The sequence below is a fragment of the Streptomyces sp. NRRL F-2664 genome (assembly GCF_000719345.1).
Classification (GTDB): domain Bacteria; phylum Actinomycetota; class Actinomycetes; order Streptomycetales; family Streptomycetaceae; genus Streptomyces.
This window is the reverse complement of record NZ_JOFX01000001.1, coordinates 91,534-103,624: the sequence shown is the minus strand read 5'-3', so window position 1 is coordinate 103,624 and position 12,091 is coordinate 91,534. Positions and strand designations below refer to the sequence as shown.

At 74.3% G+C, this 12,091-nt stretch carries 12 protein-coding genes; 7 read left to right on the top strand and 5 right to left on the bottom strand.

Going from position 1 to position 12,091, the window contains the following annotated elements:
- Window positions 1-31: 31 nt before the first annotated feature.
- The gene (locus IF89_RS0100420; protein ID WP_030759248.1) at window positions 32-571 is read right to left on the bottom strand and encodes a GNAT family N-acetyltransferase; all 540 of its coding nucleotides are present in this window, start codon (window positions 569-571) and stop codon (window positions 32-34) included.
- Between the two features lie 129 nt (window positions 572-700).
- Between IF89_RS0100420 and IF89_RS0100415 the strand changes: the two genes are divergently transcribed.
- From IF89_RS0100415 to IF89_RS0100400, 4 genes are all read left to right on the top strand, one after another.
- Window positions 701-1,231 (top strand): DUF5134 domain-containing protein, encoded by a 531-nt coding sequence (locus IF89_RS0100415; RefSeq protein ID WP_030759243.1) that lies wholly within the window; start codon window positions 701-703, stop codon window positions 1,229-1,231.
- 81 nt (window positions 1,232-1,312) lie between these two features.
- Window positions 1,313-2,251, top strand: coding sequence for a M56 family metallopeptidase (locus IF89_RS0100410; RefSeq protein ID WP_030759240.1), 939 nt, complete (start codon window positions 1,313-1,315; stop codon window positions 2,249-2,251).
- Between the two features lie 46 nt (window positions 2,252-2,297).
- Window positions 2,298-2,948 carry a phosphatase PAP2 family protein gene (locus IF89_RS0100405; RefSeq protein ID WP_078628007.1) on the top strand — a complete coding sequence of 217 codons (651 nt, stop codon included), beginning with the start codon at window positions 2,298-2,300 and terminating at the stop codon, window positions 2,946-2,948.
- Between the two features lie 96 nt (window positions 2,949-3,044).
- On the top strand, window positions 3,045-3,674 hold the full coding sequence (locus IF89_RS0100400) for a TetR/AcrR family transcriptional regulator (RefSeq protein WP_030759233.1): 630 nt from the start codon (window positions 3,045-3,047) through the stop codon (window positions 3,672-3,674).
- A gap of 9 nt (window positions 3,675-3,683) precedes the next feature.
- On the opposite strand, the gene IF89_RS0100395 is transcribed toward IF89_RS0100400, so the two are convergent.
- On the bottom strand, window positions 3,684-5,180 hold the full coding sequence (locus tag IF89_RS0100395; RefSeq protein ID WP_051806664.1) for an LVIVD repeat-containing protein: 1,497 nt from the start codon (window positions 5,178-5,180) through the stop codon (window positions 3,684-3,686).
- Between the two features lie 63 nt (window positions 5,181-5,243).
- Here IF89_RS0100395 and IF89_RS0100390 point away from each other — a divergent pair, with 63 nt between their 5' ends.
- The 3 genes from IF89_RS0100390 to IF89_RS0100380 all read left to right on the top strand — a co-directional run bounded on the left by IF89_RS0100390 (window position 5,244) and on the right by IF89_RS0100380 (window position 9,010).
- Window positions 5,244-5,969 carry a DUF305 domain-containing protein gene (locus IF89_RS0100390; protein WP_420706845.1) on the top strand — a complete coding sequence of 242 codons (726 nt, stop codon included), beginning with the start codon at window positions 5,244-5,246 and terminating at the stop codon, window positions 5,967-5,969.
- Between the two features lie 52 nt (window positions 5,970-6,021).
- Complete coding sequence (locus IF89_RS0100385; protein WP_030759224.1) at window positions 6,022-7,389, top strand: FAD-dependent oxidoreductase; 1,368 nt, start codon at window positions 6,022-6,024, stop codon at window positions 7,387-7,389.
- A gap of 199 nt (window positions 7,390-7,588) precedes the next feature.
- On the top strand, window positions 7,589-9,010 hold the full coding sequence (locus IF89_RS0100380; protein ID WP_234327611.1) for an SDR family NAD(P)-dependent oxidoreductase: 1,422 nt from the start codon (window positions 7,589-7,591) through the stop codon (window positions 9,008-9,010).
- On the opposite strand, the gene IF89_RS0100375 is transcribed toward IF89_RS0100380, so the two are convergent.
- The 3 genes from IF89_RS0100375 to IF89_RS0100365 form a co-directional block, all read right to left on the bottom strand.
- On the bottom strand, window positions 8,989-9,390 hold the full coding sequence (locus IF89_RS0100375; RefSeq protein WP_051806663.1) for an ArsR/SmtB family transcription factor: 402 nt from the start codon (window positions 9,388-9,390) through the stop codon (window positions 8,989-8,991). The genes IF89_RS0100380 and IF89_RS0100375 overlap by 22 nt on opposite strands.
- A 132-nt stretch (window positions 9,391-9,522) precedes the next feature.
- On the bottom strand, window positions 9,523-10,632 hold the full coding sequence (locus IF89_RS0100370; protein WP_030759216.1) for an NADH:flavin oxidoreductase/NADH oxidase: 1,110 nt from the start codon (window positions 10,630-10,632) through the stop codon (window positions 9,523-9,525).
- 78 nt (window positions 10,633-10,710) lie between these two features.
- Window positions 10,711-12,048: a wax ester/triacylglycerol synthase family O-acyltransferase gene (locus IF89_RS0100365; RefSeq protein ID WP_030759213.1), complete on the bottom strand. Its 1,338-nt coding sequence runs from the start codon at window positions 12,046-12,048 to the stop codon at window positions 10,711-10,713.
- Between the last annotated feature and the right edge of the window lie 43 nt (window positions 12,049-12,091).

Genomic DNA, 12,091 nt, shown 5'->3' with positions numbered 1-12,091 from the left:
GGCGCCGCCGGCGCGACCGGTGGCCCGCCGCCTACAGGGGCTTGACCAGCAGCTCGAAGGCGAGGTCGTCGCGCAGCGGGATGCCGAAGCGCTCGTCGCCGTAGGGGAAGGGGCTCAGCTCGCCGGTGCGCCGGTAGCCGCGGCGCACGTAGTAGGCGATGAGCTCCTCCCGCACGTTCACCACCGTCATCCGCATCTCGCCGGCACCCCACGTGTCGCGCGCGCGGCGCTCCGCCTCGGCGAGGATCTCCTTGCCGAGGCCGCCACCCTGCAACCCGGGGCGTACGGCGAACATGCCGAAGTAGGCGTGGTCGCCGCGGTGTTCGATGTGGCAGCAGGCGACGAGCTCGTCCGCGCGCTCGACGACGAGCAGTACCCCGTCCGGGTTGTCGATCACGGCGCGGACCCCGTCGGGGTCGGTGCGCTGTCCGTCCAGGTAGTCGGCCTCGGTGGTCCACCCCGCCCGGCTGGCGTCCCCGCGGTACGCGGACTCCACGAGCGCCACCAGTTCCGGTACGTCGGCCTCGACGGCACTGCGGAAGCTGAGGGCTGCGGGCTGGGCGGTCGACATGGGCGCTCCGTTCGGTGCGGTGGCATATGACATGCCGGGACAGCAGGGAGAGCCTATCCCGGGGCCGCGTGAGCCCCGTGCGAGAAGGGCATCTCTCCCCGTGACGCCGACGAACCGGGAGGTTCCGCCGTGCACGGATCCGCCTCGTCCCTGCCCGCCTCCCTCTCCGCCTGGCTGTTGGTACTCCTGTGCGCCGTGAGCGGTGCGTACTGCCTGCGCAGGGCGTGCGAGTGGGGCGGGCCGGCCGCCGGAGAGGCGGTGATGGGGTTCGGCATGGCGCTGATGGCGGTGCCCCTAGGGAGCGGCGGCGCATGGCGGCCGCCCGTACTGGGCGCGGTCTTCTGCGCGGCGGCGCTGCACGCCGTGTGGCTGCTGCGGGACGGGGCCCACCACGCGCACCACCTGGTCGGGTCGCTGACGATGGTCTACATGACCGCCACCGCGGGCCTCGGACCGGGGGGCGGACACGGCCACGGCGCCGGGCTGCCGCTGCTGACCGGGGCCCTGCTGCTCTACTACGCCGGCTATGTGGTCCTCGGCGGGGCGCGTCTGATCACGCCGGGCGGTCCGGGCCCCGCGCACGGCCCGCCCACCGAACTCGTCAGGGCCTGCCGACTGGCCATGGGGATGGGGATGTTGGCGATGCTCCCGGCGATGTGACGGTGCCCGCGGACGTGTCCTGCGTCACCAATGCACCCGTCCCGTACCCGCAGGTAGTCCCCCGCTCATAGGCTGGTGGCCATGATGGTCCCCGCCGCTCTCCTGCTGCTCGGCGCCCTGACCGCGGTGCTCGCTCCCCGTCTGCTGGCCCGGGCCCAATGGCCCGAACGCGAGCCGGTCGTGGCCCTGTGGGTGTGGCAGTGCGTCGTCGGCGCGGTGCTGCTGTGCTTCGGGCTGTCCATGCTGCTGAGCGCCGCCGCGGCCTGGCAGGCGGTCCGGGGCCGGCTCTTCGCCGTCGCCCCGCACGGGGTGGTCGACGCCTACGCACTCGGCGCGTCCGGGGGCCCCTGGGCCGCCGGCACCGCCCTCGTCCTGGCGGGCGGCGGCCTGTGGACCGGGGCGATGCTGGCCGGAGAGGTGCTGCGGGCGCGGGCCCGGCGGCGCGCGCAGGGCAGTGAACTGCTGGAGCGTGCCCCGCTGCTGCCCGGGGAGGATCCCGCGGGCGCCCGTCTCGTCGTCCTGGAGGGTCCGCGGCCGGACGCCTGGTGGCTGCCGGGAGCGGCCCCGCAGCTGGTGGTCACGACGGCGGCGCTGGGCCGGCTGAAGGGCAGCCAGCTGGACGCGGTGATGGCGCACGAGCAGGGGCACGCGGCGGCCCGGCACGACTGGCTGCTGCACTGCTCGCGGGCGCTGGCCCGGGGCTTCCCGCAGGTGCCGGTCTTCGCGGCCTTCGAGGCAGAGATGCACCGGCTGGTGGAGCTGGCCGCCGACGACATGGCCTCGCGACGGTTCGGACGGCTGACGGTCGCGCTGGCGCTCGTCGGACTCAACGAGGACCGCGGGGTGTTCACGGCGACGTCGCCGCCCGAGGCGCATGTACCGCAGCGGGTGCGCAGGCTGCTGTCGGCCGCGCCCCGGCTCTCGCCGGGGCGTCGGCTGCGCCTGACGGCGCTGGCCGCGCTGGTGCCGGCGGTCCCCCTGCTGGTGGCCTTCGTACCGGGGCTGAGCGCGTTGAGGTAGGGAGTGTCCGGCGCCGCACCGGGTTCGCCGGTGCGAGGATCCCCGTATGCGGAACGATCACTTTCGGTGGGTGGGGATCGGGTGCGCACTGCTGACGGCGCTGTTGACCGCCCTGGTGGTGGCGGCCTGGCAGCCGCTCCTGGCGGGCGACGAGCGGGTCGCGCGGGACTTGCACGCGCACGCCGTCGTCCACCCCGGGGTCACGCAGTCCATGCGGGTGCTGACGGACTGGGTCTGGGACCCGTGGGCCATGCGCCTGCTCGCCGCCGTCGCGTGCTGCGCGCTGTGGTGGCGCGGCGAGCGGGAGCGGGCGCTGCGGGTGGCGCTGGTCGTGCTCGTGGCCACGCTGGTGCAGCAGGGGCTGAAGGCGGTAGTGGGGCGGGAGCGTCCGGTGTGGTCGGACCCGGTGGACTCGGCGCACTACGCGGCCTACCCCTCCGGCCACGCCCTGACGGCGGCGGCGGTGTGCGGGATGCTGCTGTGGCTCGTCCCCCGGCCGGCTCCGCGGTGGGCGCCGGCCGCCTGGGCCGCGGCTGCCGTCTCGGTGCTGGGCGTCGGCTTCACCCGGCTCTACCTGGGTGTGCACTGGCTCTCGGACGTGGTGGCGGGCTGGCTGCTGGGCGCGGCCCTGGTGGTGTTGGCGACGTCGGTGTGCGTCCGCGGGCGCGGCCGGGATCGGCGGGAGCGCTGTGGATGAGGCGCGCCTGCCCTGGATGATCCCCCGTGTCACCCAGAGCAGGCGACCCCGTGCGCTGAGTATATTGGCTGCGAGCCAGTCAACGCAGGAGTAAGCATGTCCCCGCGCAGCGCCTCGGTCAATGAAGAATTGCGCAGACGTTCCCGGGAGCGGCTGCTGCAGTCCACGGTCGAACTCGTCGCCGAGCACGGCTACGAGGCCACGACCCTCGGCGACATCGCCGACCGGGCCGGTGCGGCGCGCGGCCTGGTCTCCTACTACTTCCCGGGCAAGCGGCAGTTGCTGCAGGCGGCCGTGCACCGGCTGATGCACCTCACCCTGCACGCGGCACTGGAACGGGAGCCCCGCAGCGCGGACGGGCGGGAACGGCTGGCGCGCGCGATCGACGCGGTCCTGGGGCTGGCCCGGGACGAACCGCTGCTGATGCGGACGCACATGGCGGGCATCCTCACGGCCGACGGTTTCGTGCAGTGCCCGGAGCAGCGGAGGCTGGCCGCCCTGCTGCGCGACACCCTCGCCGGGTACGGCTCGGCGGATGTGGACGCGGATTATCCGCTGCTGCGCGCCCTGTTGATGGGGGCCGTCGTGGCGGTGCTGATGCCCGGCGCCCCGATGCCGGCCGCGCGGCTGCGCGCGGAGCTGTTCCAGCGCTACGGGCTGGATTGGGAGCTGGGTGTCCCGCCGGACGGCGGGCCGCCCGGCGGAACGCTCGACTCACGCCTGTGACCTCACGGTTCAGCGGTAGTCGGGTTGGGTCTGCACGTTGAGCCGGTCCATGCGGACCCGTTTTGCGCTGTCTGTGCGGCGGTCGTCGATCCGCAGCACGTCGAGGCCCTTGGCGATGTCGTTCGAGTAGATGTGTCCGTTGTAGTAGTACGCCGACCAGGATCCGCCGAGACCGAGCCGGTCCGTCGTCAGCGGCCCGCGCTCGAAGTAGGCGATCTCACGGGGCCGGTCCGAGTCGGTGAACTCCCAGACCGAGACGCCGCCCTGGTACCAGGCCTGCACCATGATGTCGCGGCCGCCGCCGACGGGCACCAGCGAGCCGTTGTGGGCGACGCAGTTCTCGGTGTCGGCCTGGTGGCGCGGGATCTTGAAGTAGCTGCGGAAGACGAGTTTGCGCTGGTCCCCGCGGCCGGTGATGTCGTAGATCCCGTCGGCGCCCCGGTCGGGGCCGGTGGCCTCGTTGCAGGTGGCGCCGCCACCGCCGCCGAGTTCGTCGGTGAACACCACCTTGTTCGCCCGCTCGTTGAAGGTGGCCGAGTGCCAGAAGGCGAAGTTCACGTTGTCCTGCACCCGGTCGATGACGCGCGGCTGCTCGGGCCTGCTGATGTCGAAGAGGATGCCGTCGCCCATGCAGGCGCCGGCGGCCAGGTCCTTCGACGGCAGCACGGTGATGTCGTGGCAGCCGGTGGTCTTGGAGACGCCGGGGTTGGTGGGCGCGCCCGGGTTGCCGCCGTCGGGGAAGAGGACCGGGAAGGCCACGACCGCGGCCTGCGTCGGCGCCTTCCTCGGGACCTTCACCACCGAGATGCCGTCGTGCGGCGGCCGGCAGTCGGGGAAGGCCTCGTTCGGGGAGTAGGAGGCGACGTAGAGGTAGACGTCCCTGCCGTCCGGGACGAGGGTGTGGGTGTGCGAGCCGCAGGCCGTCTCGACGGACTTGATGTAGCGGGGGTTCTTCTTGTCCTTGATGTCGAAGATCTTGATGCCCTCCCACGAGGACTTCTCCGTCGCGGGCTGCGAGACGCTGTTGCAGGAGTCGTCGCTGCGGGAGGAGTCGGTGGAGAGGAAGAGCAGGTCGCCGTCGACGGAGATGTCGTTCTGCCCGCCGGGGCAGAGCACCTCGGTGACCTTCTTCGGCGTCCTGGGATTGGCGATGTCGTAGATCGTGAAGCCGTTGTAGCTGCCCGCGTAGGCGTACCGGCCCTGGAAGGCGATGTCCGAGTTGATCACGGCGGGGTCGGTGGAGGGGACGTTCGCCAGGTGTTGGATGTTGGCGCTGTGCACGATCTCGTCCGGGCCGGGGATGCCGCCCGGGGCGGATCCCCCGCCGTCGGAGGCGGCCGTGCCCTGATGGCTGCCGTGGCCGGTCGTCAGGTCGCCCGGGTCGGGGGTGGCCGCCGCCGGTCCGGCCGCCAGGAGGGTCGCGAGGAGTCCGGCCGCCGCTGCGACCACCCCCGCCCTCCTCTGATGCGCTCTCCTGGTGCGTAACGAGGTCACTGTGCCTCCCATGGGAGCCCGATCGGTTCCTTCCGCAGGGGAACGGAACCAGGACCCCGGCAGTATCTTCCCTTCATGGACATGGCAACAGACCTCCGGGGTCGCAAGGCCCTGACCACGCGGCCCTTACGGACGACCGCGGCGTGGGCGGCCGCCGGCCTCCTCCTGGCCCTCACGGCCTGCCAGGACGGCGGGGCGGACCGGGACGACGACGGACGGGCCACGGTCGTCGCGCCGGGCAGGCCGGGCGAGACCGCACGCACACTGACTCCCGAACAGGCCGCCAAGGCCAAACCCGACGACAGTCCGAACGCCGCCGACCACGCCTACGTGCAGCGGATGATCGAGCACCACCGGCAGGCGCTGACGATGAGCGCGCTGGCACCGGAGCGCGCGGCGGCCGATGCGGTCAAACGGCTGGCGGAGCGGATCACCGCAGCTCAGAAACCCGAAATCGGCGCGATGCAGAAGTGGTTGGCCCGCCACCCGGCGCCGACGGCGGGCTCCGGCACCCCCTCCCCCGGTCACGACCACGGCCAGCAGCCGGGGCACGCACAAGGGCACGACCACGGTGCCATGCCGGGCATGGCGACCGAACAGCAGCTGCAGGAGCTGGCCGCCGCCAGGGGCGCGGACTTCGACCGGCTCTTCCTCAGGCTGATGACCGCCCACCACGAGGGGGCCCTGACGATGGCGGGCGAGGCGCTGGCCGGGGGGAACAACACGGCCGTCGAGGAGATGGCCAACGAGGTGGTCGCCACGCAGAGCGCCGAGATCCACCGGATGCGCACGATGGGCTGACCCGCGGTCGGGGCGGTGGCATGCTGGGACCACCTGCGGAAGGAGCTCCGCCGTGCTTCGTGTCGCCGTCGTCGGATCGGGCCCCAGCGGGGTCTACGCGGCCCAGACGCTGGTCCAGCAGCGCGAGGTGCCCGGGGTGCGGGTGGACGTACTGGACCGGCTGCCCGCCCCGTACGGGCTCGTCCGGTACGGCGTCGCACCGGACCACGAGAAGATCAAGTCCCTCCAGGGCAGCCTGCGCACGGTGCTGGAGGACGAGCGGATCCGCTTCCTCGGGAACGTGGAGGTCGGCGGAGCCGCCCTGCCCGCGGCACGGCTGCTGGAGCTCTACCACGCGGTCGTCTACTGCGTGGGCGCGGCCCGGGACCGGATGCTGGGGATCCCCGGCGAGGACCTCGCCGGGGTGCACTCGGCCACGGCCTTCGTGTCCTGGTACAGCGGGCACCCCGACGCCGCCGCCGAGGCCTTCGGCCTGCCCGGGGTCGACGCGGCGGTGGTGGTCGGGGCGGGCAACGTCGCGGTGGACGTGACGCGGATCCTGGCCCGCGGCGCGGCCGGCCTGGCCCCGACGGACATGCCGCAGCCGGCTCTCGCCGCGCTCGCGGACAGCGGCCTGCGCACAGTGTCCATGGTGGCCCGGCGGGGGCCCTCCCAGGCCAGGTTCACCACCAAGGAACTGCGGGAACTGGGCACGCTGCCGGGCGTGGACGCCCGCACGGACCCGGCCGAACTGGCCCTGGACCCCGTGTATGCCGATCCGGACGCGGCCGCCGCGCTGCCTGCGGTCGCGCGGCGGAACCTGGAGGTGCTGCGGGGCTGGGCCGCAGCGGCCCCGGCCGCGGGGCCCCGCCGCATCGCGCTGCGGTTCTACCTGCGCCCGGTGGAGGTGCTCGGCGGGCCGGACGGGAGGGTCACCGGGATGCGCTTCGAGCGGACCGCCCCCGACGGCCGCGGCGGGGTCACCGGTACGGGCGTCCACGAGGACGTCGAGGCGCAGCTGGTGCTGCGCTCGGTGGGGTACCGGGGCGTGCCCCTGGCCGGGCTGCCGTTCGACCCGGTGACGGGCACGGTCCCGCACGCGGCCGGACGGGTGCTGCGGGCGGGTCGCGCCTCGGTCGGCGAGTACGTGGCGGGCTGGATCAAGCGGGGCCCGACGGGAGTCATCGGCACGAACCGGCCGTGCGCGAAGGAGACGGCGTCCTCGCTGCTCCAGGACGCGGGGGTGCTGTCCCGCCGCGCGCTCCCCGGCGACCCGCTGGACGCCCTGCGCGCGGCGGGCCTGCGGCCGGTGGAGTGGCCGGGCTGGATGGCGATCGAGTCGGCCGAGGCCGATCTGGGCCGCTCGCTGGGCCGTCGCTCCGTCAAGATCCCCGACTGGCCCGGCCTGTTGGCCGCGGCGGGCGCGCCTCCCGCACTTTGAGGGCCCGTCGAGCCGCTCGCCCCCGGCCCGCAGAGCCTTGCTTCGGGCCTGCGTGGAGCAGTGCGGCCGCACCATGGGCGGATCGCGTGTCCCCCTTCCCGCGGCGCTTGCGGTCGTCCCCCCTCCCGCTCCCCCGACCGTGCCGGCCGACCCGGAAGATGGGACGGTGAATTCGAAGACGTGTATGGACAGTGAGTCCGTGGAGAACCTGCTGTCACTCCTGGAGCAGGCCGCCGCCCTGCCGGCGCAGGACGCTCGGCGCCGCCGCATCGAGGGGGCAGCCAAGAACCTCCTGCGGCGCGGCCGTCGCGACCGCCGGGCCCAAGCACGCCTGCGCGACCGGGAGGTCGACGCCGCGCTGCTCGCCGCCACCGCCACCGGAGCCCGCGACCGGGTCATGGACACGGCCCTCCCCGCCCCGTCGGCCGGACCGCGGCCCCTGCCGGCAGCCCGGCGGAAGGTCGAGACCTCCGCAGCAGGGCCGACGCCCGCCGCGGGGCAGCCGGCCGCCGTCGGCAGCCTGCGGCGCAGCCAGCGCTGCTACGTCTGCAAGACCCCGTACCGGGAAGTGCATCCCTTCTACCACCGGCTGTGCATGCCCTGCGCCGGCTCCCACCTCGACCAGCGCACCGCACGGACCGACCTCGGCGGCCGCCGGGCCCTGCTCACCGGGGGCCGCGTCAAGATCGGGCACGAGCTCGCCCTCATGCTTCTGCGTGACGGCGCCGACCTGACCGTGACCACCCGCTTCCCCCGCGACGCCGCCGCCCGCTTCGCGGCCGCCCCGGACCGCGACCTCTGGTGGGAGCGACTGACCATAGCCGCGCTCGACCTGCGGGACCCGCGTCAGGTGCTGGCCTTCACCGACCAGGAGCTGGCCCGCGGCCGCCCGCTGGACATCCTCGTCAACAACGCGGCCCAGACCCTGCGCCGCCCACCCGAGGCGTACGCGGCCCTGGCCGCCGCCGAGGCGGCCGGCCTGCCCCCCGCACGCCACTGGGCGGCCCCGGGGTTCACCGTGCCCGGCAGTGCGCAGCTCGCCCTCACCGCGGGCGGCACTGCGGAGCCGGCCGCACCCGGCGTGCCGGCGGGCGTCGGCGGCGTGGTCGATGCCGCGGGACTCCTGCCCGACACCGCACCGATGAACTCCTGGACGCTCCAGCTCGGCCACATCAGCGCCGCGGAGCTGATCGAGGTGCAACTCGTCAACGCGGTGGCCCCGTTCCTGCTGGCCGACCGGTTGCTGCCGCTGATGGAGGCTTCGCCGCACCCCCGCCGCTACCTGATCAACGTCTCCGCCGTGGAGGGCCAGTTCGGCGCCCCCAACAAGTCCCCCGACCATCCGCACACCAACATGGCCAAGGCCGCCCTGAACATGCTCACCCGCACCAGCGCCGCCGCCCTCGCCGCACGCGGGATCCACTGCTGCTCCGTCGACACCGGCTGGATCACGGACGAGAAGCCCGCGGCCGCCCGCGCGCGACACGCGTCGACGGGATGGCGGCCGCCGCTGGACGTCGTCGACGGCGCGGCGCGCATCTACCACCCCATCCGCGAAGGCGAGGCGGGCAGGCCGCTGCACGCGGTGTTCCTCAAGGACTACCGGCCCGCTGCCTGGTAGCGGTCCCGGGTCGGGCCCGGTGCAGGTCGGCCGGGCACCGACAGCCGGTCCGCCTCGGCGGCGGCCGCCGCCAGGACGCTGTCGAGAAGGCCGGGGAAGAGCGCCTCCAGGTCGTCTCGGCGCAGGGCGTTGAGCTTGGTGGTGCCCCGGTAGGCCTGGCGCACCACCCCGCTCTCGCGCAGGACGCGGAAGTGGTGCGTGGTCGTGGACTTGGTGACCGGCAGGTCGAAGTGCGAGCAGGCCAGGTCGTCCGCCGAGCCGGCCAGGTCCAGGACGATGGAGAGCCGGACCGGGTCGGAGAGGGCGTGCAGCACGCCCTCCAGGCGGATCTCGGCCGCCTCCGGGTGGGCGAGGGTGCGGGAGGTGTCCCGGTCCGTCATGTCCCTGCTCCGCTCACTCGGCTTGGTCGGGCCCCCATGGTACGAGAGTCGTCGAAGGAGGCGCGGGGCTCGGGAAGACCGGCCGGAACAGGAGGGTGCGGCCGCGGCCCCGCCGCCGCGGCCGCACCGCCGTCACCAGGACCGGTGGTACTGCTCGGGCGTACGGACCTGCGCGCCGAGCTCGGCGGCCGCACGGCGGGCCCAGTACGGGTCGCGCAGCAGCTCCCGGCCCAGCAGGACCGCGTCGGCCTCGCCGTTGGCCAGGATCTTCTCGGCCTGCGCGGGCTCGGTGATCAGGCCGACCGCGGCCACCGGCAGGCTCGTCGCGGCCTTCACGCGGGCGGCGAAGGGCACCTGGTAGCCGGGGCCGACCGGGATCGTCACGCCGGGGGCGAGGCCCCCGGTGGAGACGTCGAGGAGGTCCACGCCGTGCTCCTGGAGGAGCCGGGCCAGGCGCACCGTCTCGTCGGCGGTCCAGCCGCCCTCCTCCAGCCAGTCCGTGGCGGAGATCCGGAAGAAGAGCGGGAGCTCCTGCGGCCACACCGCCCGCACGGCGTCGACGACCTCCAGGGCGAAGCGGGTCCGGTTCTCGAAGGATCCGCCGTAGGCGTCCGTGCGCCTGTTGCTGTGCGGGGAGAGGAACTCCCCGATGAGGTAGCCGTGGGCGCCGTGGATCTCGACGACCTCGTAGCCCGCCGCGAGGGCCCGACCGGCCGCCGCCGCGAACCGGCCGGTGATCTCTGCGATCTCATCGGTCGTCAGCTCGTGCGGCACCGGGTGGCCCTCGGCGAACGGGACGGCGCTCGGGGCGACCGGCTGCCAGCCGTGCGCGTCGGCGCCGACGGGCGCGCCTCCCTTCCAGGTGCGGTCCGTGGAGGCCTTGCGGCCGGCGTGGGCGATCTGGATGCCGGGGACGGTCCCCTGCGTCTTGAGGAAGCCCGTGATCCGGCGCAGGGCCTCGACCTGGGTGTCGTTCCAGATGCCGAGGTCGTAGGGGGAGATCCGGCCTTCCGGGGAGACAGCGGTGGCCTCCTGGATGATCAGGCCGGTGCCGCCGGTCGCGCGGGCGGCGTAGTGGGCGAAGTGCCAGTCCTGGGCGACGCCCGCGTTCGGCCCGAAGGCCTCCGCGCTGTACTGGCACATCGCGGTCATCCACACCCGGTTGGGGACCGTGACCGATCGGAGGGTGTACGGCTCGAACAGGGCGGCGAAAGCAGCGGGTACGGCGGGGGCAGCACTCATCGGGCTCTCCAGAGGTCACCGGGCGCGCCGGGATCGGCGCCCAAGTACGAGAGTCACCATACTACGAATCCTTTCGTACTACGAGACTTCTCGTACAAGCGCGTCCAGCTCCGCGCGCAGCGCTCCGGTCAGGGCCGCCAGGTCGGGGACGGCGGCCGCGTCGGCGACCAGGCCGTAGTGGACCGTCCCCTTGTAGGTCGAGACCGCGACGGCGAGGGACTGGCCGCGGGCCAGCGGGGCGAGCGGGTAGACCTCATGGACCCTGCTGCCGCCGAGCGAGAAGGTGAGGCCGGGCAACGGGACGCTGGTGACGAGGATGTCGTAGAGCAACCGGGCGGCCTGGGCGACGAGGGGCCCGCCGAGGCGGTGGCCGAGCGGGTGCACGTGGTCGGCGAGCAGGGCCACGGCCCCGGCACCCCGGGCGGGTCCGGCGTCCTTGTTGCGGTCCATGCCGGCGCGTACCCGGTCCAGCCGGCGCAGCGCGTCGGGCTCGGCGAGCGGCAGTCGCAGCAGGTAGCCGGAGAGCCGGTTGCGTGCGCCGTCGGCGCCGCGCGGCCCGCGGCGGCGCGAGACGGGGATCAGGGCCCGCGGGCCGGCCCCGAGCGGTTCGGGGTCGCCGCGCTCCGCCAGCCAGCGCCGCAGGGCGCCGGCGACGAGGGTGATCAGCACGTCGTTGACGGTGCCGCCGGCCCCCTTGCGGACCAGGTTGACCTCGTCCAGGTCGAGGGTGAGTCCGGCGACGGTACGGGGGCCCGCGCCGGCGGGGTCGGCCGTGAGCGCGGCCGGGACACCGAGCGGCAGACCGCCGCGGGCCACGGCGGCGCCGATCTCCAGGGCCTGCCCGACGCCCTGGACCCGGGCGGCGAGAACCCCGGGGATCCGGCTCAGGACGGAGCCGGCCCGCTGTCCGGGGACCGGGCGCACGGCGGCCCGCGGCTCCGGGACCTCGTCGAACAGCGCGGCCGCGAGGGCGAGGGCGCCCAGGCCGTCGGCGAGGGCGTGGTGGAACTTGAAGAGCACGGCGAAGGTGTCCGGATCCGGTCCGGCCAGCACGTGCGCCTCCCACGGCGGCAGGTCGCGGTCGAGGGGGCGGGCCATCAGCGGCCCGGCCGCCTCGTGCACGCGGATGCGGTCCGTGCGGACGAGGAAGACGTGCCGTGCGGGGTCGAAGTCCGGGTCCGGCGACCAGGCGGCGGCGCCCAGCGGCAGCAGCACGTCCCGGATCCGGCGGCGCAGGCCGGGGACGGCGGCGCAGCGTACGGCCAGGAGTGCGGCGGCGCGCTCGGCGGCGTGCCCGCCGGAGCCCGGCGGTCCGGCGGGCCGGAACACGGCGAGGGCGCCGAGGTGCATGGGGTGGTCGGCGGATTCCATCCGCCAGAAGGCGAGGTCGAGCGGAGAGAGGTGCTCGGTGGCCACGTACGTCCTTCCACATGCGGCAGCAGTGGCTTGAAGTCAACCC

What these genes read in the sequence shown, in the direction of transcription:
- IF89_RS0100405 (WP_078628007.1), top strand. Translation starts at nt 2,298, where the DNA reads ATGCGGAACGATCACTTTCGGTGGGTGGGGATCGGGTGCGCACTGCTG.
- IF89_RS0100370 (WP_030759216.1), bottom strand. Translation starts at nt 10,632, where the DNA reads ATGAGTGCTGCCCCCGCCGTACCCGCTGCTTTCGCCGCCCTGTTCGAG.
- IF89_RS0100410 (WP_030759240.1), top strand. Translation starts at nt 1,313, where the DNA reads ATGATGGTCCCCGCCGCTCTCCTGCTGCTCGGCGCCCTGACCGCGGTG.
- IF89_RS0100375 (WP_051806663.1), bottom strand. Translation starts at nt 9,390, where the DNA reads ATGACGGACCGGGACACCTCCCGCACCCTCGCCCACCCGGAGGCGGCC.
- IF89_RS0100420 (WP_030759248.1), bottom strand. Translation starts at nt 571, where the DNA reads ATGTCGACCGCCCAGCCCGCAGCCCTCAGCTTCCGCAGTGCCGTCGAG.
- IF89_RS0100395 (WP_051806664.1), bottom strand. Translation starts at nt 5,180, where the DNA reads ATGGGAGGCACAGTGACCTCGTTACGCACCAGGAGAGCGCATCAGAGG.
- IF89_RS0100400 (WP_030759233.1), top strand. Translation starts at nt 3,045, where the DNA reads ATGTCCCCGCGCAGCGCCTCGGTCAATGAAGAATTGCGCAGACGTTCC.
- IF89_RS0100390 (WP_420706845.1), top strand. Translation starts at nt 5,244, where the DNA reads ATGGACATGGCAACAGACCTCCGGGGTCGCAAGGCCCTGACCACGCGG.